Annotated in this window: 15 protein-coding genes and 1 tRNA gene; 11 read left to right on the plus strand and 5 right to left on the minus strand. The window is 57.1% G+C overall.

Going from position 1 to position 20,717, the window contains the following annotated elements:
* Positions 1 to 237: 237 nt before the first annotated feature.
* On the minus strand, positions 238 to 1,974 hold the full coding sequence (locus CLU84_RS16360; RefSeq protein WP_099738422.1) for a methyl-accepting chemotaxis protein: 1,737 nt from the start codon (positions 1,972 to 1,974) through the stop codon (positions 238 to 240).
* Positions 1,975 to 2,177: 203 nt separating this feature from the next.
* On the opposite strand from CLU84_RS16360, the gene CLU84_RS16365 reads away from it, so the two are divergent.
* Together CLU84_RS16365 and CLU84_RS16370 are read left to right on the plus strand one after the other, a co-directional pair.
* A complete protein-coding gene (locus CLU84_RS16365; protein WP_099738424.1) occupies positions 2,178 to 3,080 on the plus strand; it encodes a 3',5'-nucleoside bisphosphate phosphatase in 903 nt (300 codons plus the stop codon).
* 18 nt (positions 3,081 to 3,098) lie between these two features.
* Positions 3,099 to 3,743, plus strand: coding sequence for an L-threonylcarbamoyladenylate synthase (locus tag CLU84_RS16370; RefSeq protein ID WP_099738426.1), 645 nt, complete (start codon positions 3,099 to 3,101; stop codon positions 3,741 to 3,743).
* A 78-nt stretch (positions 3,744 to 3,821) separates the two neighbouring features.
* On the opposite strand, the gene CLU84_RS16375 is transcribed toward CLU84_RS16370, so the two are convergent.
* Complete coding sequence (locus tag CLU84_RS16375) at positions 3,822 to 5,075, minus strand: methyl-accepting chemotaxis protein (protein ID WP_099738428.1); 1,254 nt, start codon at positions 5,073 to 5,075, stop codon at positions 3,822 to 3,824.
* Between the two features lie 231 nt (positions 5,076 to 5,306).
* Here CLU84_RS16375 and CLU84_RS16380 point away from each other — a divergent pair, with 231 nt between their 5' ends.
* From CLU84_RS16380 to CLU84_RS16400, 5 genes are all read left to right on the plus strand, one after another.
* Positions 5,307 to 5,975 (plus strand): site-2 protease family protein, encoded by a 669-nt coding sequence (locus CLU84_RS16380; RefSeq protein WP_099738430.1) that lies wholly within the window; start codon positions 5,307 to 5,309, stop codon positions 5,973 to 5,975.
* 43 nt (positions 5,976 to 6,018) lie between these two features.
* On the plus strand, positions 6,019 to 7,320 hold the full coding sequence (locus CLU84_RS16385; protein WP_099738432.1) for a tryptophan--tRNA ligase: 1,302 nt from the start codon (positions 6,019 to 6,021) through the stop codon (positions 7,318 to 7,320).
* An 82-nt stretch (positions 7,321 to 7,402) separates the two neighbouring features.
* Positions 7,403 to 8,116 (plus strand): response regulator transcription factor, encoded by a 714-nt coding sequence (locus tag CLU84_RS16390; protein ID WP_099738434.1) that lies wholly within the window; start codon positions 7,403 to 7,405, stop codon positions 8,114 to 8,116.
* Between the two features lie 38 nt (positions 8,117 to 8,154).
* Complete coding sequence (locus CLU84_RS16395) at positions 8,155 to 9,918, plus strand: FecR domain-containing protein (protein WP_369826871.1); 1,764 nt, start codon at positions 8,155 to 8,157, stop codon at positions 9,916 to 9,918.
* Between the two features lie 116 nt (positions 9,919 to 10,034).
* On the plus strand, positions 10,035 to 12,401 hold the full coding sequence (locus CLU84_RS16400; RefSeq protein WP_099738436.1) for a CHASE2 domain-containing protein: 2,367 nt from the start codon (positions 10,035 to 10,037) through the stop codon (positions 12,399 to 12,401).
* 71 nt (positions 12,402 to 12,472) lie between these two features.
* Here CLU84_RS16400 and CLU84_RS16405 read toward each other — a convergent pair.
* A tRNA-Arg gene (locus tag CLU84_RS16405) sits at positions 12,473 to 12,549 on the minus strand.
* 315 nt (positions 12,550 to 12,864) lie between these two features.
* On the opposite strand from CLU84_RS16405, the gene CLU84_RS16410 reads away from it, so the two are divergent.
* The 4 genes from CLU84_RS16410 to CLU84_RS16425 all read left to right on the plus strand — a co-directional run bounded on the left by CLU84_RS16410 (position 12,865) and on the right by CLU84_RS16425 (position 18,195).
* On the plus strand, positions 12,865 to 14,154 hold the full coding sequence (locus CLU84_RS16410) for an integrase (RefSeq protein ID WP_233210225.1): 1,290 nt from the start codon (positions 12,865 to 12,867) through the stop codon (positions 14,152 to 14,154).
* Between the two features lie 94 nt (positions 14,155 to 14,248).
* Positions 14,249 to 15,544 carry a hypothetical protein gene (locus CLU84_RS16415; RefSeq protein WP_158235235.1) on the plus strand — a complete coding sequence of 432 codons (1,296 nt, stop codon included), beginning with the start codon at positions 14,249 to 14,251 and terminating at the stop codon, positions 15,542 to 15,544.
* 642 nt (positions 15,545 to 16,186) lie between these two features.
* A complete protein-coding gene (locus tag CLU84_RS16420; protein ID WP_099738441.1) occupies positions 16,187 to 16,888 on the plus strand; it encodes a hypothetical protein in 702 nt (233 codons plus the stop codon).
* Entirely contained in the window at positions 16,888 to 18,195 is a 1,308-nt protein-coding gene (locus CLU84_RS16425) for an NAD(P)-binding protein (protein WP_099738443.1), read from the plus strand. Before CLU84_RS16420 ends, CLU84_RS16425 begins: the two co-directional genes overlap by 1 nt.
* 350 nt (positions 18,196 to 18,545) lie before the next feature.
* On the opposite strand, the gene CLU84_RS16430 is transcribed toward CLU84_RS16425, so the two are convergent.
* Both CLU84_RS16430 and CLU84_RS16435 read right to left on the minus strand, forming a co-directional pair.
* Positions 18,546 to 19,478: a hypothetical protein gene (locus tag CLU84_RS16430; protein ID WP_099738445.1), complete on the minus strand. Its 933-nt coding sequence runs from the start codon at positions 19,476 to 19,478 to the stop codon at positions 18,546 to 18,548.
* 101 nt (positions 19,479 to 19,579) lie between these two features.
* Positions 19,580 to 20,713: a hypothetical protein gene (locus CLU84_RS16435; RefSeq protein ID WP_233210226.1), complete on the minus strand. Its 1,134-nt coding sequence runs from the start codon at positions 20,711 to 20,713 to the stop codon at positions 19,580 to 19,582.
* Between the last annotated feature and the right edge of the window lie 4 nt (positions 20,714 to 20,717).

Here is a 20,717-nt window from a genome sequence, read left to right on the forward strand (position 1 = left end):
CATGACTCTGACGGTCAATTCCTGGCCCTTGACGTCCTCTCTCAAGCCAGGCGGAGATAGCTCCTCAAGGCTGCCCCGGAATATTAATAATTGTTACAACTGCTTTCTATCTTGAACATAGCACTTGTTATCAGGACTTTCCCGCTTACCGCAACACGTCATTTCATAAAGAAGGCGTGAAAAAGCCCGCAGCTTCTTTTCAGACGCTGCGGGCTTTTGGCATGCGGATGCGGCTGCTTAAAAAGTTTCCCAGTCCCCATCATCAGCCGCTGCAGCGGACTTGCTGCTGTTAGCCAAAGACTTGGGCATAGCGACCTTGCTGGCAGGCTTAGTTGTCATCGCTGCTGCACGCGGCTTGACGGGCGCCATGGCTGGCACCGTGCGGCTTGCGGCACGCTGGGGTGCAGCCACCTTGGGATAGCCGCTTTCATGGCCCAGCTTGAAGATGGAAACCACCTCGGCCAGACGCTCTGCCTGCTCTTGCATGGAAAGCGCAGCCGCACTGGACTCTTCCACCAGCGCCGCATTCTGCTGCGTCATCTGATCGAGATTGGTGACGGCCTGGTTCACCTGGTTGATGCCGTCGCGCTGCTCAGTCGACGAGGCCGTGATCTCGCCAATCAGGTCGCTGACGCGGCGCACGCTGGCCACGATCTCGTTCATGCTCTTGCCTGCCAGCTCCACCTGCTGCGAGCCCGACTGCACGTTGTCCACGCTGGTGGTGATGAGCTGCTTGATTTCCTTAGCAGCATCGGCGCTGCGCTTGGCCAAGGCTCGCACCTCGCTGGCCACCACGGCAAAACCACGCCCCTGCTCACCAGCACGGGCCGCTTCCACCGCCGCATTCAGCGCCAGGATATTGGTCTGAAAGGCAATGGAGTCGATCACACCGATGATGTCGGCGATTCTGCGGCTGCTGTCCGTGATCTGCCCCATGCTCTTCACCACCTGCTGCACCACCTGGCCGCCCTGCTCGGCAGCCTGTGCAGCAGTTGATGCCAGCTGATTAGCTTGACGGGCAGTATCGGCGGATTGAGTCACCGTAGCGGTCAGCTCTTCCATGCTGGCAGCGGTTTCTTCCAGATTGGCGGCAGTCTGCTCGGTACGGGCTGACAAATCCTGGTTACCCGTGGCGATCTGGCCCGAGGCAGAAGACACGGATTCCACACCCGAGCGCACCTGTCCGACCACGCTGCGCAGACGCTCGGTCATGGCGTTCAAGGCCTTGAGAAGCAAACCTAGTTCATCATTGCGATCCGCATTGACGGAGGCCGTGAGATCGCCCCCCGCAATGGTGTTGGCCAGGGCCACGGCTTCGTTCAAAGGATGGGTCACGGAGCGCACGATCAGCACGGCCATGACCAAGCCCAGCAACACCAGCAAGCCGCACACGCTGGCGCTGACCCAGTAGGCGTTGCTGCGCAGCCGATCGCCATTGCTTCTGGCCTGGTCACGGTGCTGCTCTTGCAGGCGCACAAAGGCTTCCTGGGCATCGATATAGGCCTTGGCGGTGGGGCGCAGCTGCTTTTCCACGAGGTCGTAGGTTGCGGCAAAGTCGCCGTTGCTGCGGGCCTGCTGCACTGCTGTATTGACTTCCAGCGTCTTGCGGCGATGCTCCGCAATGCCTTCCAGCGCCTTTTGCGACTCTTCGGAACGAGCGGTTTCCGCCACCTGCTTTTGCAGGGCATTGATGCGCTCAATGCCCTGGGCCATCAGCTGGCGCTGCTGCACGACCAGGTTTTCCTCGCTGGAGATGGCCGCCACGATGGAGCGATCAATGCTGGTCTCGGTGAGGTTGCGCCACTCACGCGCCAAGGTAGCAGCGATCTGGGTGCGGTCTACGTTGTCGGCGATGGTGGTGTTGACATTGTGCAAATACACCAGGCTGCTGGCGTTCACCACCAGCATGCCCAGCAACAGGCCAATCACCAGCACCCACAACTTTTGGGCCACAGTGAGTTGATTCAACTTCATGGAAAACCAATCTAAGCAATACGTTTGAGCAAGAGCAGCCCCAGTCTGCACGGACCCCAACCGCCAGGAGCGTTTGGCGGCGCCCATGTCAGTCCGGAACGGCGTCCCCCGTATCATCGTCATCGCCCTGAGAATATTAAATACTGTTACAAATCAAGCACTCCGCACTCCGGCACCTTGCCTGCAAAGCCATATCAGCCCGGATGGGCAACACAAAAAATACGGCAATCTACAATGAAGCCGTGCCAAAAACATATCTGAACGCCGATCTCCACTGCCACTCTGTCGTCTCCGACGGCACTTTGACGCCTGAGCAACTGGCCCAGCGTGCCGCTGCGCGAGGGGTGGAGCTGTGGGCGCTGACCGATCACGATGAAGTCGGCGGCCAGCACCGCGCAGCCGCAGCGGCCAAGGCGGCCGGTCTTGACTATCTGACGGGCACTGAAATCTCCGTCAGCTACGCAGGCAGCAGCGTGCATATCGTGGGTCTGGGCTTTGATGCCGACAACGCGGAATTGACGCAAGGTCTGTACGACACCCGCCATGGCCGAGGCCCGCGTGCCCGCGAAATGGCGCGTCTACTGGAAGAAGCAGGCATTCCCGGTGCCTACGAAGGCGCACTGCGCCACGCTGGCAACCCCGAGCTGGTCTCGCGCACCCACTTTGCGCGCTTTCTGGTGGAGACCGGGGTTTGCAGCGATACCTATGAAGTCTTCAGGCGTTACCTGACAGAAGGCAAACCCGGCTATGTCTCCCATGTCTGGGCCAATCTGCGCGATGCAGTGCGCTGGATTGTGGATGCCGGAGGCGTAGCCGTCATTGCCCACCCGGCGCGATATGACTTCAGCGCGCTTGAGGAATACGCGCTGTTTTCAGAATTCAAGCAACTGGGCGGCCAAGGCGTAGAAGTTATTACCGGCAGCCACCGCCCGCATGAATATGTGACCTATGCCGATATGGCCAAAGAATTCGATCTCGCCGCATCACGCGGCAGCGACTTCCACAGTCCCGAAGAATCACAAATCGACCTGGGACAGCTTCCCTACCTGCCCGACAACCTCACCCCTGTATGGGAGTTGCTGCAAGACCGCATTCAGCGTGCCTGAATCTCAACGAAAGCTCGCATGACCACCGTTTTTGAAGTCTATCCAGAGAACCCTCAGCCCCGCATCATCAAGCAGGCTGCAGACATGCTGCGCAAGGGCGCGATCTTGGCGGTGCCTACAGATTCGAGCTACGCCCTGGTCTGTCACCTTGATGACAAGAACGCAGTAGACCGGCTGCGCCGCATTCGCCAGATTAACGACAAGCACCACCTCACACTACTGTGCCGCGACCTGTCAGAGCTGGCTAATTACGCCCGCGTGGACAACCGCCAGTACCGCCTGCTGAAGCTGGCCACGCCCGGCCCCTACACTTTTATTCTTGAAGCCAGCAAGGAAGTGCCCAAGCGCCTGAGCCACCCCTCGCGCAAGACCATCGGCCTGCGCGTGCCTGATCGCAAGGGCCTGCAACTACTGCTGGAGGAACTGGGCGAACCGTTGCTGGCAACCACCTTGATTGCTCCCGGAGAGACCGAGCCGCTCAACGATGCGGAATCGATTCTGGAGCGCTTTCCGCATGAGCTCGACGCCGTAGTTGATTCCGGCGCTTGCCCGCAGCAGCCGACCACCGTGCTCGACCTCACGCCCATGGCCCTGAATAACCCGCCCGTCGTGGTGCGTCAGGGATTGGGCAGTCTGGAAGACATTGGCCTTCAAGCCGACTGAACTCAAAAAACTCTTCACCCAATATTGATAGCACATAGCGCATGTCAATATTAGGCTACAGCCTTGTTTCACCTGAAATCAGTATTCTTCATACGCCAGCGCTGGCTTTGATAAGGCAGATGCACGCCGTCCCGCAGGCGCCATGGCTGGGTGCAGCGGCAACATGGTCGCGGGCGCATCGTCGTCATCCAGCTTGAAAGCACCCACGGCCTGCTGCAAATCTTGCGTGCGGGCATTGAGCGCGGCCGCAGCCTGCGTGGCCTGCATGACCAGCGCTGCGTTTTCCTGATTGGTACTGTCCATATGCGCCACGGCCGTATTCACGTGGGCAATGCCCTCGCTTTGCTCCTTCAGTGCGCCGGAGATTTCGCCCAGCAACCCCGTCACCTGACCTACGGACTGCATGATGTCCTGCATGGTGCTACCGGCTTGCCCCACCAACCCGGAGCCACTTTCCACCTGCGCCACGCTGGCGGTAATCAGCTCCTTGATCTGTTTGGCAGCCTCAGCACTGCGGCCTGCCAGAGAGCGCACCTCGCTAGCCACCACGGCAAAGCCACGGCCTTGCTCGCCGGCGCGGGCGGCTTCCACGGCAGCGTTCAGCGCCAGGATATTGGTCTGGAAGGCGATGCCTTCAATCACCTGAATGATGTCCACAATCTTGCGTGAGCTACCGCTGATGGCATCCATGGTGTCGACCACCTGATTGACCACCTGCCCACCGCGCCCTGCATTAGCCGATGCCGTCACGGCCAAAGAGCTTGCCGAATGCGCACGCTCAGCGTTCTGGCGCACTGTGATGGTGAGCTGCTCCATGCTGGCCGCCGTTTCGGTCAGCGCGCTGACCTGTTGTTCGGTGCGACTGGAGAGGTTGGAGTTACCTGCATCAATCTCATACGCCGATACGGCCAGCGAATCCGTGGACTGCTTGATGCGCCCCACCAGTTCAGTCAGCGTGTCCTCCATGGTGCTCAGCGCTGTCAGCAGACGACCAAACTCACCGGTGGCGTTGGATGAAAACTCTTTGCTCAAGTCACCCGCAGCAACGGTCTCGGCAATCAAGATCGCTTCCTGCAAAGGCGCCACAATGCCCCGGCGCAGACTGAACCACGACCACGCGCAAGAAATACACACCCATGCCCCCAGCGCCAGCAACCACCAGCGCGAGCGTTGGACTTCAGTCATCAGTTGCTGCGACTGCTGGGCCGTGAGCGAGCCCGCTTGCAGCACCGTCAGCACATCAGACATCGCCACCCACGCAATGCCCATCAGCGCCAGCACAAATACGCTGATGCTGACAAACGCAACCACCAGTCGATTGCTCACCGTCATATTGATCCCCTTGCCCAGCCCTGCTGTGCCGAACGCGTTGTTATTAATTGATTTATCTGTCTCGCATACGACCTGAGCAGCGTCCAAGCGCTGACCTAAAGCTGCATGCAGGTTGCATTTTGCAACACTTACTTGATCTGGCAATTATGTGCAACCCGAATTTCAGGCCCTGAAACTGACTTGTGCGAGAGCAAGACAGCGCCAAGGCGCGACGTCTGAGACAATCACTGGGTGGAATTCGCCCAACTCATTCAAACCGTCCTGATCTACGCACTGCCTGTGCTGTTCGCCATTACCATTCATGAGGCGGCGCACGGCTATGCGGCGCGTCATTTTGGCGACAACACCGCAGCCATGATGGGGCGCATCACGCTCAACCCCATCAAGCACATAGACCCCATCGGCACCATCCTGATGCCGCTGATGCTGTACTTCGCCACGTCAGGGACTTTTTTGTTTGGCTACGCCAAGCCCGTTCCCGTGCGCTTTGACCAGTTGCGCAATCCCAAGCGAGACATGATCTGGGTGGCGCTGGCTGGCCCGGCATCCAACTTTGTGCAGGCCATTTTCTGGGCGCTGGTACTGGTGATGCTGGTAGCACTGGGCCAGCACGAGCGCTTCTTTTTAGAGATGTGCCGCGCCGGCATCACGGTCAACCTTGTGATGTGGGCCTTCAACCTCTTTCCGCTGCCGCCTCTCGATGGAGGCCGCATCCTGGTTGGCCTGCTGCCCTGGAAGCAGGCGCAGGCCGTGGCCCGTGTTGAGCCCTATGGCTTTTTCATCGTCATGGGCCTGGTTCTGCTCGGCGTGGTCGGCAGCTACTGGCTGCGTCCGCTGATGAGCCTGGGCTACTCGGCCATCGACCTGATCCTCTACCCCTTCATGGCCTTGCTGCGCTGACACAGGCGCGGCTGACTGCTATCGATTTTTGCTGTTGATTCCTATGAGTACTACCCGTTTCCTGACCGGCATCACCCCCAGCGGCACCCCACACCTGGGCAACTACGCAGGCATGATGCGCCCCGCCATTGAGGCCAGCCGCAACAAAAACGTAGAGAACTTCTACTTTCTGGCCGACTACCACGCGCTCATCAAGTGCCAGGACCCGGAGCGCGTGCAGCGCTCCACCATCGAGATTGCCGCCAGCTGGCTGGCCGCCGGTCTGGACCCAGAACACGTCACCTTCTACCGCCAGTCGGACATTCCCGAGATTCCCGAGCTGACCTGGTTCCTGACCTGCGTGACCGGCAAGGGCATCCTCAACCGCGCCCATGCCTACAAAGCATCCGTAGACAAAAACAACGCCGCTGGCACCGAGCCTGATGACGGCGTGACCGCTGGCCTGTTCATGTACCCCGTGCTGATGGGCGCTGACATCTTGGTCTTCAACGCCAACAAAGTGCCGGTGGGCCGCGATCAGGTCCAGCATCTGGAGATGGCGCGCGACATGGCTTCGAGCTTCAACCACATCTACGGCGGCGAATACTTTGCCCTGCCCGAAGCCGTGGTGGAAGAAAGCGTTGCAACCTTGCCCGGCCTTGATGGCCGCAAAATGAGCAAAAGCTACAACAACACGATTCCGCTGTTTGCCACGCGTGAACAGCTCAAAAAACTCATCAACGGCATCACCACAGACTCGCGCGCGCCCGGCGAGCCCAAGGAAGTCGAAGGCTCGGCACTGTTCCAGATCTATCAAGCCTTTGCCAGCGCCGAAGAAACCGAAGCCCTGCGCCAGCAATACGCCGCAGGCATTGCCTGGAGCGATGCCAAGCAGGCCCTGTTCGAGCGCATCGATCGCGAAATCGCACCCATGCGCGAGCGCTATGAATACCTGATGGCCCACCCCGCCGAGCTGGAAGAGATTCTGCAAGCCGGTGGCATCAAGGCCCGCAAGCTGGCCACCCCCTTGCTGCAGCAACTGCGCAGCGCGGTGGGCATCCGCAATCTAGCGCAGACCAACAAAGCCAAGGCCAAGACGGCCAAAGCCGCCCTGCCCCAGTTCAAGCAGTACCGCGAGGCTGATGGCCAGTTCTACTTCAAGCTGGTGGCCGCCGATGGCCAGCTGCTGCTGCAAAGCCAGGGCTTTACCGCCCCCAAGGAAGCAGGCCAGAGCATTGCCCAGCTGCAGCGTGAAGGCGCAGCGGCTCTGGAGGCGATCAAGCCTCGCCTGCAGTCGCTTGACGGCATCAGTGACGCACAAGTGGCTCAGGCGCTTGAGCAGTTGAGAGAAGCCTCAGAACAGTAAACTGTTCTCGAATCTTGGAGAAAGCTGCCCGTGCCATTGCCGGGCAGTGGTACTTCAATCCTTCGCACGAAAGGGATGAGAAATGCGCATTGCCGCCCTGGATGACGATCCTTTGCAATTAGAAATGTTGCGCCAAGTCGCCACAGAAGCAGGCCACAGCTGCCACACCTTCCTCAAAGGTGCAGCGCTGCAGCAAGAGCTGCGCCGGGAGAGCTTTGATCTGCTGCTGATCGACTGGGAACTGCCCGACACCAAGGGCCCCGATGTCGTGCGCTGGGTGCGCGAGCAAATCAGCAAGGATGTGCCTATCATCTTCATCACCCACCGCAGCGAAGAGGCCGACATTATTGAAGGCCTGGCCAGCGGTGCTGATGATTTCATGATCAAGCCCATCCGCGCGGGTGAATTGCGCGCGCGCATCTCTTCCTTGCTGCGCCGTGCCTACCCGCTGGCTGCGCAAAGCGTTCTGACTTTCGGGCCTTACCGCTTTCTCACCGCCACCAATGGCATTGAGATGGATGGCAAGCCCGTAGAAGTCACGCACCGCGAATACACGCTGGCACTGACGCTGTTCCAGAACCGGGGCCGCCTGCTCTCGCGCGATCATTTGCGCGAAGTGGTCTGGGGTCATAACGCCGAGGTGCAATCGCGCTCGCTGGACACCCATGTCTCGCGCCTGCGCAACCTGCTCAATCTGCGTGCTGGCCAGCCCTATGCCATTTCCGCTATTTATGGCTATGGCTACCGCCTGGATGCCCCCGAAACCGCTGGGGCCGAAGAGCCCAGCGTTGCCTGATTTTTAATAGCACCAACCCCATATCTCACCGCCACAGCATGCCTATTCGCCCTCAGTCCCGCTTTGCAACCCACGCCTCGCTGTATGGCCTTGGCTCAGGTGCGCTCTGGGTGACATTTGCAGGGCTGATGGGAACCAATGCAGTCAACGCGCAGATCACACCGCAGCCACGCGGCGGCGACTTTATCGCCCATCGCGTGGTGGCTGGCGACACACTGGAGATGCTGGCCGCCCGCTATCTGGGTGACCGCACACACTGGACCGCGCTGCAAAGACACAATCGCGTGGACAACCCCTTTCAGTTGCGCCCCGGCTCGGTGCTTGAAATTCCGACGCGTCTGCTGCGCGCAGCCACGGCATCGGTAGAGTTTGTGCAAGGTGATGTACGCAGCTCACGCTCTTTGAGCCATCTCGCAGACAACGCCAATACGGACAGTGCCACTTCGCAAGCTGTGCAAAAAGGCCAGTTGCTGCAAGAAGGTGACTCGCTCAAGGTTCCGGCCAACGCCTTTGTGTCGGTGCGTCTGGCTGATGGGTCGCTGGTGCGGGTGCAGTCAGAGTCTGATGTAGAGCTGCGCCAGATGCGCCGCAAGGGCCGCGCCGGCAGCTTGCAATCCGTCATCGACCTGCGCGAAGGCGGGGTTGAGGCCTCGGTGCCCAAGCAAGCCAATGGAGAGCGCCGCTTTGAAGTGCGCACACTGGCTGCATCCACCAGCGTGCGCGGCACCCAGTTTCTGGTGCTGACCGATGCCGCAGGCCAAACTGCGGCAGCCGTGGATGAAGGCTCGGTCGCCGTTCAGGCAGGCCAGCCCTCTGCCCTGCTCAAGCCCGGCCAGGGCCTTGCCGTTTCAGCCGGAGGCCCGCTGGGCAAGCCTGCCGCCATGCTGGGAGCGCCTGATATTGCTGCATGGCCAGCACTGGCGGAAGACGCCAACTGGGTCAGCCTGCCTCTGCCCGCCATGCCCGGTGCGGTGCGCTATCAGGTGCAACTGGCCAAAGACAAAGATTTCACCCAGATCGTGCGCGGCGGTATGTTCACACAATCTCCTGCCCGCCTGATAGGCGTAGAAGACGGCAACTACATCGCCGCCATTCGCGCCATTGATGCCAATGGCATTCCCGGCGCCCGCAGCCTGCAGGCCCTGCGCGTCAAGGCTCATCCCGTACCTCCGCACTACGAATCGCCCGAGCCGGATGCCACCATCGGCCTGGGCCAGCGCGGCCTGCAATGCACCAAAGTGACGGAGGCCTCCGCCTATCGCATTCAGGTGGCCAGTGCCGCTGGCAACTTCAGCCAGCCCCTGCTTGATGCGAGCGACCTCAAAGATTGCATCCTGCCCGCCGATGCCCTAGCCAAGCTGCCCGTGGGCGAGTACCAGTGGCGCGTTGCCAGCATTCGCACGCTCAGCAATGGTCAGCTGGATGCTGGCCCATTCGCCGCGCCCCAGAAGATGAAGCTGGCCCAAGCCCCAAAATCACTAGATCTGCAACTGGATGGCGGCGCGGGTGAAGGCAGTCGCAGCATTCGCTGGGCCGGTGAAGAAGGCCAGCGCTACCACATCGTCGTGGCCAGCGAGCCCGGCTTTGCCACGCCAGTAGTCGACACCTGGATAACCCAGCCCCAGTGGAGCACGCAAGACCTTCCCGCAGGCGCTTACTACCTGCAGATGCAGGTGGAAGACCGCAACGGCCTGCGCAGCAATTTCTCGGCAGCACGCCAGTTCCAGACCGGTAACTGGGTCACCTCGGCCGAGGGTCAGACCCTGACCTCTGGCGATGGCTCCCACCTGACGCGCCAGTAAAAACAGTAGCTGCCAGCCCATGATTTCAATGGAATGTCATGGGTTTCATGCCTTTAACCGTGATTTGACAATCGCTGCCAGCTATTGTTTTATGACTGCTTCACCGCACTCTCTGCATGACTGAAGCACCACCCACACGCAAAAACCGCTTGCAAGACCTGCGCCTGAGCTGGCTGCTACTCAGCGCCTTTTTGCTCGGCCTGACGTACTGGCTCAGTGGCAGCAATCAGTTGGTGCGCATCAACGGCATCATTCAAGACACCTCGGCCTGGCTGCACCAGCGCCCTGTATCTGCCGATATCGTCATCGTCGCCATTGATGACGACAGTATTGACAGCATTGGCCGCTGGCCCTGGCGCCGCGCCCTACACGCCGCTGCGCTGGAACGCATTCAGCAAGGCCTGCCTCGCGCCATTGGAATGGATATCGTCTTCAGCGAAGAAGACCTTGACTACCCCGGCGATGACCTGCTGCTGCAACTCTCGCTACAAAAAAGCGGCAAAGTGGTTCTGCCCATCACCCGCGCCGAGCGGGGCGAAGCAACACCACCGCTGCAAGGCCTTGCCAGTGTGGCCGCTGCCTTGGGCCACACGCAAATGCCCATGGATGCCGATGGCGTGGTGCGCCGCTTTTACGCACAAGAAGGACGGCCCGGCCAGCTCTGGTGGCATATGGCGCTGAGCCTGCACTGCGTGGGCGAAACCACTCAACCCTGCCCGCCCGCTGAAACGACTCAGATCCCTGCCAAGCCTAGAGCGATATGGCAACGCCTGCAGCCCCGGTTCATCGCCTTTGCCAGCGCAGCGCAAGACAAGCAGCAAAGCCATCAGTCACCGTTCACCACCTATTCCTATATCGACGTTCTGCGCGGCAACATTCCCCCCGCAGCGTTTCGCGGCAAATACGTGCTGATTGGTGCAACTGCTACTGGGCTGGGCGAAAAATTCACCGCGCCTATCGGCTTTGATGCACGCCTGGTCTCCAATGTGGAAATGCTGGGCCATGTGCTCAATGGCATCTTGCTCGGTACGCATCTGGAAGCGGCCTCGCCATCCCTCAACCGCGTTCTCAATCTCCTGCCCGTGCTGCTGTGCCTGCTCGCGCTGGCATGGGGTGGCCCCTCCGGCGGCTTGATTGCCAGCGCATTGCTGACGCTGCTCAGCTTGCTTATCGCCGGGCTGGCCCCGCGCTGGGGCCATGTGCAGACTGCACCGGCTGCGGCGCTATTGGGTCTCTCACTCGCCTACCCGCTTTGGAGCTGGCTGCGCCTGAGAGCCGCCACCCGCTTTCTGGCGCTGGAACTGCAAGACCTGCAAGGTCAGGGCCTGCCGGTCATCAGCACCAGCGCACTCAAAGGCGATGCGCTAGACCAGCGCATTGCTGCCGTCGAGCAAGCCTCACGCCAGTTGCGTGCCCTGCACCACTTTGTAAGCGAAAGCCTGCGCCAGCTGCCATCGGCCACCTTTGTCTGTGACCGCGATGGGATGGTGCTGCTGGCTAACACCGCCGCCTACCGCTACATTGAAAGCTTGGGCACCAGCCTCAAACAAGGCGATGATTTGATGACCCTGCTGGCCGGCCTGCACAACGCAACCGGTCACGACTACCGCTCAGCCAGCCTGCCCACCAACAGTGCGCCACTGCTCAGCCGCAACGCCCTCCAGCAAGCCACCCTGCCGCGCCAAAGCGAGGGCCGCGACACGCAGGGCCGCTATCTCATGCTACTCAGTCAGGCGTTTAAGGCACCGCCCACATCCGGCTGGCTGATCACTCTGGTCGATATCAGCGACCTGCGCAGCGCACAGGCCCAGCGCGATCAGGCCATGCAATTCATCTCACACGACATACGCGCGCCAGTCGGCTCCATCATCACGCTGCTGGAGATGCAGCGCACCAGCAAACGCATCGAGTCGGAAGAAGTTTTGTTTGCTCGCATTGAAAGCTACGCCCAGTCATCGCTCCAGCTGGCGGACGACTTTGTACACCTGGCCAGAGCGCAGGAACAAGACTACCGCAGCGAACTGCTGGACCTAGGCCTGCTGGCCGATCAAGCCGTATCTGACTGCTGGACACAAGCCCAGCAGCAAAACGTGCAGCTGGTGTTTGAGCTGCCAGAGACCGAAGCCAGCGTGCATGGCGACCCTGGCCTGCTGCACCGCGCCGTCATCAACCTGCTGACCAATGCCATCAAATACGGCAAGCCGCAGGACAGCGATCAAGCAGCCATCGTCGAATGCAGCATTGTGGAAGACGCACAGAGCTGGGGCATTGCCGTGCGCGATCACGGCCCTGGCATGGATGAAGCCTCGCTGAGCAAACTCAGCCAGCCCTTCGAGCGCCTGCAGCATCATGAGCGCATGGATGGTGTAGGTCTGGGCCTGGCCTTTACCCGCACCGTAGCCCAGCGCCACGGCGGCAGCCTGCAGATCAGCAGCAGACTGGGTGATGGCAGCACGTTCACTCTGCATATCCCAAAGGCCTGAGGCCAGAACACACCTGATCGCCAGAAACGAAAAAGCCTCAGAACTTTTTAGTTCTGAGGCTAGACGTTTTTTGGTGCGGCTGGCAGGAATCGAACCCACGACCCCTTGGTTCGTAGCCAAGTACTCTATCCAGCTGAGCTACAGCCGCAACAGGGTTGTATTCTAGCGGTGAAAAAACACCTCTCAGACCAAATCAGCAACTTTTTCGCAATCAAGCAAAGAAAAAGCCTGTCACCGATGAAGATGACAGGCTTGATACATGTTTGGTAGGGCGTGACAGACTTGAACTGTCGACCAAAGGATTATGAGTCATGATAGCTTAGCTAATACTGGATTTCACTGGATTTTAAATTTTATCATAACTCATTGATTTTAAACATTTAATTTTCCAACGCAATCCAACAGCATCCAGTATCATCGAAGAAAATTCCGGAACCAAACCGGAACCAGAAATCGCCCTTCAATGACTACAACCCAGACTCCAGGCCAAATTTTTCAAGCTTTACCTGCCGGAAAATTCGCCACGCTCGCAAAAATAAATCCACGTGGAGCGCTGCAACTACGCAAGCTCAAAAACGGCACCGGCATGTTCTACTGGCGCTCCGAGCACAACGGAAAAGAGCTGCGCGAGCCAATCGGCGCGTTTGACACGTCAGCGCCGCCAAAGAGCATCAAGCCAACAGAACGCGGCTACTCATTCAGCGCTGCGGTTCGAGCTGCTGAAGTTCTCTCCACGCAGCATCTTGGCAACATTGACGGTGGCGGCTACCAGACCCTCAAGAAAGCCAAGAAAAAAGAGCATGCTCAAGCAATGGAGCGAGCACAAGAGTTGGAAGAGCAAACGCTTGAGAAGCTACTGCTGGCCTACTGTGACTATCTCCAAAATCTTGGAAAAATTTCTCACCAAGAGGCAAGGAATGTGCTACGGCTCCACGTCATAGAAGCATTTCCAAAACTTGCCAGATCGCCAGCATCGCAGATCACTACCGAGCAAGTGGCTGATGTGATGCGGCGACTGATACAAGATGGCAAGCGCCGCAGTGCCAACAAGCTGAGAAGCTATATGCGCGCCGCCTTCCAGTGCGCGAAGTCTGCCAAGACCAATCCCAGCATTCCGCTGAGCTTCAAAAGCTTTGCGATTTCCATCAATCCAGTCTCAGACACAACGCCGGACCCGCAAGGCAACCAAGCCGACAAAAATCCCATCAACTTTTTTGGACTGCAGAGGTACTGGAAGCACATCAATAGTCAGAACGACTACCGCAGCGCCCTGCTACGTTTTCATTTGGCAACTGGCGGTCAGCGCATAGCTCAACTGCTGCGACTCACCAATGCAGACATTCATAGTGACCACATCGTTCTGCATGATCCAAAGGGACGAACCGGCCAGCGGGCTCGTACACATGTGGTTCCTCTCACCAACGTGGCGCGCCTTGCCCTTGAGCAATGCCGTGCGCCCGGTGAATTTGCTTTCACCAGCGATGGCGGAAAGACTCATTTAACGGGAACCACGCTGAGTGCATGGGCGCAAGCTGCTGCAGCCGAAGCCGGTCTTGCAGACTTTCAAGCTAAGCAAATCCGATCCGGGGTTGAGACTCTGCTGGCAAGTGCAAGTGTCAGCTCCGACATTCGGGGAAGACTACAGTCGCATGGCATTTCAGGCATTCAGAATCGGCACTACAACGCCTATGAGTACCTGCCTGAGAAGCGCCAAGCTCTGGAGAAGCTGCTTGATCTGTTGGAGCAAGAATAGCAACTGATTTTTCGTTAAACAGAAGAATCTGTTTCGTTGGCGCTTGTCGCCACAAGCAAAGTTCAATTGTCCACCCATAAGAGAGGCAAAAGCTGTGTCAACGTTGTCCAAGGAAATCAACCGTCGCTCAGAAAATAGACCTACGGCCCAACCAGCTTCATCAACAAGGTTGGCTCTGGAAGCTCTTGCATTGATTCCCTTGTATATGTTGGCTGAAGGACGGAATCAGAGCATTCCCAGCCTGATCCATGATCTAACTGGGCTGTCAAAAGCACGAATCTCCAAGGGCAGCATAGACACGATTCGCCCATCCACTCTGAAAAAGATAGATGAACATCAGCAACGGTGGTTAGCGAATTACCTTGAAGACCCCGAAGCACTTGCTCACGCTCACGAAAAGATTGCGACAGCACCGAAAACCAAGTCTGGAAATTATGCATCTTGGACTGGTTGGATGCATCAGCTTGAATTTCCGCCAGAGGTTCCTCTTCCTATGAGCAAAGCAGTGGCGTTGACCATAGATGAGTTGACGGAGGCACTGGTAGCGGCCTGCGACGAAGACGACCTAGCTAAATTCAAGCAAATTTTGCTGAGTCACATTGAGCGACATGGATCAGCGGTCAGTATTGCTGGAGAAACCGGTTTTGAACACGCGACAGAGCAGGAATTGAAAGAGCTACAGACCCTGAATGACTGGGCGCAAACTACCGTTTTTATCGAGAAAGTTCGCGACACACTGTATTGGGACATGATTAGTACGCTAGACGCTGAATGGAACAGTCACTATTTCTCCGGCCGCCAGAGACGATCACTGTTTCCTCTTGTCATGGTAAGGGTGCAAGACGGTTTGCTTGAAGGCCGTAAACCACTTTCAAGAAAAAACATCATCTTCCGTCCGTCTCGACGATTGCTGGAATTTCTGTACGCCTTGCTGTTCTACATGCGGTACAAAAAATGGCCCGACGGGGCACCAAGCCCTCAAGTTCTCGCAAGCATTCTCTCCAAACCTAGCGCGCAGGAAGTATTGAGCAACAGCGACGTAAGCAACTATTTCGACGGATCAACAAAGCTTACTCTTGATCTTGTGTATGACCACTGGGTGCAGATGCGCCAACACTTCACGCTTGAAAAAGCTGGGCAGGGGCCAGGACTACCGTTTCCGATAGTCATGCTCGCTCTTCATTGGCAGACCTTGCTGGTACGAGACAAAGGGAAATCGTTTTTGCTACCTGACCTGGAGAGATACAACCTCTTTTGGAACCACCGTCGCCAACAGTGGGAATCTCAGCAATCCGCGCAACATGAGTTTCTACACAATGCAAGCCCCAAGAAGGGGGAACCTATCGAGTGGCCTGCATGGATGCTCAGTCAGTCTTCGTTGTCATCCTGAGTAATTCGGTCTTCCCAGTCATCGGGACGATCATCTTCACCGCGTGAGTGCCAATATTCGTCGTGGTTTGGATTGCATTGATTGGCGTGGTTATCGTTGTCTGATTGGCGGGACATTTTGTTCTCCAGTAGATGAGGGGCTAGATTAATTTGCGGTCTTTGCAAGGGTCTGCTGCATACGGCCAACATATGAACCTTTCGGAACCCCTCCCCCACTTTGTTTAGCAACAGCGCTTTGAACGCGGGCGACTGCTGCTGGAGTTGTTGGCGACTTGACGGTACCACGTGACACCTGAGCGCCGTTGCGAGATGACTTAGACATAGAGCCTCCTTTAAAGTTAAGTGCATGGCCTACTTCGTGCGGCCACAGAAGGACTTTCGTTCAAGTCGTCTGCGCAGTTCATCCAGAAATGTTCACTTTCGGCTTTATCGGCTCCGCATTGATGACCTCATGAGATGTGGAACGGCAAGGGGATAGTGCTTGGTTTCATACGCGTCAACCAACAAGCCCAGTGAATCGCCCCACTTTTCCCTGTCATCAATCAAAATTTCTTTTGAGTCAACTTGAGCATCTTGCTTTGCCGTTTAAGCTTGAACTTGATTTCGTCTGAAAAGACGTGTACCAACTGATTGAATGAGAGCGATGGCGACCAGCTTTAATCCAAACAAGAATCCATATGCCGATGACCTCTTGCGCTTGAGCAAAGTGCCAATGTCGCGCTTTACTCCTCAAGAACGCCATCTCTCCGCGACCTTGCTCGCAAGCAAGCTCTATGGACTTGAGTTCGCTCATCTGCGCAACTATTGGTGGCCGGAACACGGTCCTCTTTTTGCCCAACGAAACAACCAGTTGGTTTTAGTTGAGGTACTGTTTGAGTCTGAATTTGATAAGGCTCGTTTGAGCGAGTTGCGGCATCGACTCTTTTTCGCCGAAGAGTTCTGGAACAGTCACCTCATCGTGCTCAAGGTTGGGATCAGCGGAATCAGCGAGCTATACAACGGAAAGTTGGATACCACACGGTTACGGGAATTCATCGACGCACAGTTGCAACTTACGGATGCACCTGCGCGTTCGGATGGCCCAGGACAAGATGCAATTCCGCCAAGAAGCGATGAGGAAGCCTCTTCAGCATACTTTGGCGACGCAGCCGCTAATAATGGCGCAGGTGGTGGCGGAGATGGTGACGGCTTCCGACAGGGAGGCGGTGGCGGAGGGTTTAGAGGAGGAGAGGGAGGAAACGGAGGCCAAGCTCCTGGCGCGGGAGGTGTCCGAGAACTGATCAATCATCCTGTGCTCTTCACCGTCGACGAAGAAGCTTTACGCGCAATTCTTGAGAACGCCTAATGACAACTCTAAGTACACCGGCGGATGCGCTGCCACTGCTCTCATGCAAAATTGCCCCGCGCCAATTTGACCTGAGCTATAGATTCTCCAGCATCAGCCTGCGGGACCAAATTGTTCGTGCACAAACGTTGATACGGACACTTGTCGAACAAGGTCTAGTAGCATGCCATCTCCCCGAGGTCTGTGCCGAGTTCGAGCTTCTTATCGTGGGGGGCGGAGCTGCTGGGCTTGCTGCGGCACATGAGGCATCCATGCACGGAGTTAGCTTTGTGCTCATTGAGCAAGGCGATGATGTACCGGGAGGTGTATTGCGCAGCTCAGCAAAGAGATATGTAAGCACGGCCATGTACGAATGGCCCCACCCCAATCATGCGGAGCATGATTTCCCTCTTGCTAAGCCGCATTTGCTTGGTCGAAACAAAGCGTCAGCAACTCTTCGACTGAACTTCAAGAAGCCAGTGACGGTTGGTGACTTTGGGAAAAGGCTTCTTAGAGAGTTGCAACCCAGTTTGAAAAGATGGAAGTCAAACTACACAAGTTTCTGTCTGAGCAAGCGCTTGTCTTCGCGTGAGCTTGTGATCACAGGCGCTCGCCTGAGCGATGCAGCCAAGACGTTGTTGCTAGACACGTTAAAAGGACGCGTGAGTATTCATGGCATTCCGCTTGATGAAGTCACCCTTCCTAAAATCACATTAGAAAATAGCTCTAAATCTTCCCTAGGGTGTTTCAAATTTCAGTACATCATCTATGCCGTTGGATTTGGAGTTGAAACCAAGAGCTATTCCAGTCGCAGTGTGTCCCCTTACGCAGGCTATGACCACCGCCCGTTCTGGGAAGCAGACCTCATCCCTGCGAAAAATCTAGGGTTTTCCCAAGCACCAAGGATTGGAATATTAGGTTCCGGTGACGGTGCATTGCAAGATGCACTGCGTTGCTTGGTTGACCCCAAGTGCCCCCACCCCCTTGCCATCTGGAATGGAATCTTGGAATGCCCCCAAAACGGTCTACCTCGGCTTAAGTACTCTCGGCATGTGGACAAGGCCTTGGCAAGAATCGCTGCAGCGGATATGTACACTACTGCTGGCGCCGTCTGGAGTCCTCAGCCCCATATCTTTGAGTCGCTAGATGAAGCTTTCATAGAAATTGCTTCCGACCTCATCGCGAAAGAGGGGGGAAGCTGCAAACAGCAATTGGCTCGATGCTTCGTAATGATGTGCAGAGAGTTACCATCATCACCAGAAACGGCCACTTCACAAAGGCGTATGCGCTCAACCGCTTTCTTGCGCATCTCTTCCATGGTGCACTAACGAAGTGGTGGCCTGGCCGTTTTGAGATTTTATCGGGCGAAGTCATTTCATTCACGCAAATCTCTGGCAGCAATCGGGGGCCATTCTGCAGATTAAGTCGCCGCCAACATCATCATCTATCTCTCTGCAATGCGAGCTCGCAATCATTCGTGGCGGCCTCGATAAAGAGACTGCGCCGACACAACTTGCAGGCCTTACAGGGATAGACACAGGGCGTACGGAGTTAGGGCGAATCCCGCCTGCCATTCGGGCGATTGGGCAGCCTTAAGCAGTTTGATTGGATAGGTGGGCCAGGCATCTACAGATGCATTTCTGAATTCGTGCGATCTAGAGCCGCTCAAATGACCAGATCAACGCGATTGCCTGCTCACAGCATCTTGCACCGCAGGCAGAACATCTTCGTAGTTGAATCCACTTTGCAATTTCTGCAGTGGCTTGGTGACTCTCTGGCTGAGCCACGCAGCCAAGCTCTGGCCCTCACCTTGGCGCACCAGCGGATCGTGACTGTTGCCGGGGTAGCGAAACTCCGTGAGGTTTTCCGGGTGAGCTTTGAACTTATCCGTGAAACCAACCGCCGGATATTGCTTGCTGCCACCAGCCCACGGGTCTTCGTCTTCGATAGATGACCACATCGGCAGTCGCGTGTCCCATTTCCACAAATGCTCGTACTGTCGGTTGACGCTCTGCTTGTGACAGACCCCGCCAACGATTTGGGGATCAGCACGATCCCAGTGGTAAGTGGTGCGGCAGCCCTCGCTATGACCGCTCAAGATAATGGGCAGATTGGAGAAGGTCTTGAACCAGCGGACGACTTCTGCAATATCGTCGCCGCGTGCATCCAGGCGCGCTGGATTGACGGCTGTGTACACGCCTTCGCGTGCCCGCTCGCTGGCTTGCTTAAGCATTTCTTCAGTTGAGCCGCCTGGACAACCGAGCTTGTTGCCGTCCCGCGCCACGAATTCTGGCGTGATGACCGCAAACCCTTCTCGGTAGTAGAACTGGGCCACCGTGGTTTCCCATCCCCACATGCCGCCACAGCCATGGTTGTGAATGACAAGTCCACGCACTGTGGGATGGCGCGGTATTAGCGCAGTGAACTTGTCGCGGTATACCGCCCCAAACAGCGGCAGGTAGAAGACGCTGCGACCAAGCACCGTTCGGGTTTGAGCTTTGTCGTAGGCCGGCACTTGGCGACTCTGCTGAGCACTGGTATTTGAAGTCAAAAGCGACTGCGACAGTGCCATGATCAGAACGCCCCAAGCAGAAAATTTTTCACTGCGCATAACCATCTCCCTCTCTACTAGATCATCTATTTTTCAGCGACGACGACTTTGATGTGCGTGCCACCGTGCAGATCAAATACCGACTGGCTTAAGCCGTGATTTCAAGGCAGCAGAAGTGGACGTTGATCTTGACCAAGGCCCAAGCTCTGCAACTCTGATGTCCCCAGCTCAGACATACGATCCGCTTGGCAGCGCAGGTCTGCAATCCGCTTTCCGTTTTGTTCGACTACGATGCCTTGCACCGTTGTCATGCTGCCATACACGGCATAGCGGTAGTTACCCTTATCAAACGACACAAACAGTAGTGGCAGTCCATTGGCACCAGCGTGCGTGCCTTGCTTGAATGCAGTGCTGGCTACGACGGTTGCACTGGCCGGATAGACCATCTCTGGCGCGCCATCAAGCGGAGCCAGCCGGTATGCCAGCTCATTGCCACTGCCGCTCATACACAGCGATGCACGCTTCTTGCCAGTGGAGCACGCAAACACCGGAGTCTCTTCGGCTGAACACAGCGTTGGCACTGCCGAATTCTGGCTAGGTGTCGCTGCTGCTGGTGTTACCTGAGCTTGCGAACTTGACGCAGCTTGGGGCTGCCGTGGTGCCGGGGTTGATATTGGCGTTGCCACAAGCGCAGGCTCTGACGATGTACCCTCGGACTCTGCTTCCATCTCGGCCTGGCTGGCAGATGGTGCCTGAGTTTCGGCAGCTTTCTTTGCCGCTACTTGCGCACGCAGCATACGGTCATAGCGATCCATGGCTATGTCGTGGAAATAGCCCATGAATGGCATGAAGCCGTTGAGTGCCACCTGTAATGCTCCAGTGTCTTCGGTGCGCTGCACGGTGTATGACACTTGACCCCAGAGCTTGGTGCCATCCAGCACTGCACCTTGTTTTTCATAGATGGCCCGCATGTATTGCTCCATCTGCGGCTCGGCCTTCACAGCATCTTCCGGGAAGACAGTCGTCAGCTGTGCCGAACACACAGCTTTGCCGGTATTAGCGTTGCTGGCATCGGTGGTGATGTTCTCCAACGCAACAGTCGTGTCCTTGACCGTGAACTTCACACGCTGCTGACGCTCTTCACTCATGGCGTTGTGCTGCTTGTCGAACTGCTGCTGGTATATCTGTTTGACCAAGCTGACAGTCTCCGCATCAGCGCAGGTCGGGGTATTGCTGCTGCACCCAGCAAGCATGGCGACAGCCGCACAGACGCTACTTATTAGAGTCTTTCTCATCATT

Origin of the sequence: Comamonas sp. 26 (assembly GCF_002754475.1) — a bacterium.
In the GTDB taxonomy this organism is placed as follows: Bacteria; Pseudomonadota; Gammaproteobacteria; order Burkholderiales; family Burkholderiaceae_C; genus Comamonas.

Coding starts and splice junctions, on each gene's coding strand:
- CLU84_RS16385 (WP_099738432.1), top strand. CDS start 6,019: ATGAGTACTACCCGTTTCCTGACCGGCATCACCCCCAGCGGCACCCCA.
- CLU84_RS16365 (WP_099738424.1), top strand. CDS start 2,178: ATGGGCAACACAAAAAATACGGCAATCTACAATGAAGCCGTGCCAAAA.
- CLU84_RS16430 (WP_099738445.1), bottom strand. CDS start 19,478: ATGCGCAGTGAAAAATTTTCTGCTTGGGGCGTTCTGATCATGGCACTG.
- CLU84_RS16425 (WP_099738443.1), top strand. CDS start 16,888: ATGACAACTCTAAGTACACCGGCGGATGCGCTGCCACTGCTCTCATGC.
- CLU84_RS16435 (WP_233210226.1), bottom strand. CDS start 20,713: ATGAGAAAGACTCTAATAAGTAGCGTCTGTGCGGCTGTCGCCATGCTT.
- CLU84_RS16400 (WP_099738436.1), top strand. CDS start 10,035: ATGACTGAAGCACCACCCACACGCAAAAACCGCTTGCAAGACCTGCGC.
- CLU84_RS16395 (WP_369826871.1), top strand. CDS start 8,155: ATGCCTATTCGCCCTCAGTCCCGCTTTGCAACCCACGCCTCGCTGTAT.
- CLU84_RS16360 (WP_099738422.1), bottom strand. CDS start 1,974: ATGAAGTTGAATCAACTCACTGTGGCCCAAAAGTTGTGGGTGCTGGTG.
- CLU84_RS16390 (WP_099738434.1), top strand. CDS start 7,403: ATGCGCATTGCCGCCCTGGATGACGATCCTTTGCAATTAGAAATGTTG.
- CLU84_RS16410 (WP_233210225.1), top strand. CDS start 12,865: ATGACTACAACCCAGACTCCAGGCCAAATTTTTCAAGCTTTACCTGCC.
- CLU84_RS16420 (WP_099738441.1), top strand. CDS start 16,187: ATGGCGACCAGCTTTAATCCAAACAAGAATCCATATGCCGATGACCTC.
- CLU84_RS16370 (WP_099738426.1), top strand. CDS start 3,099: ATGACCACCGTTTTTGAAGTCTATCCAGAGAACCCTCAGCCCCGCATC.
- CLU84_RS16375 (WP_099738428.1), bottom strand. CDS start 5,075: ATGACGGTGAGCAATCGACTGGTGGTTGCGTTTGTCAGCATCAGCGTA.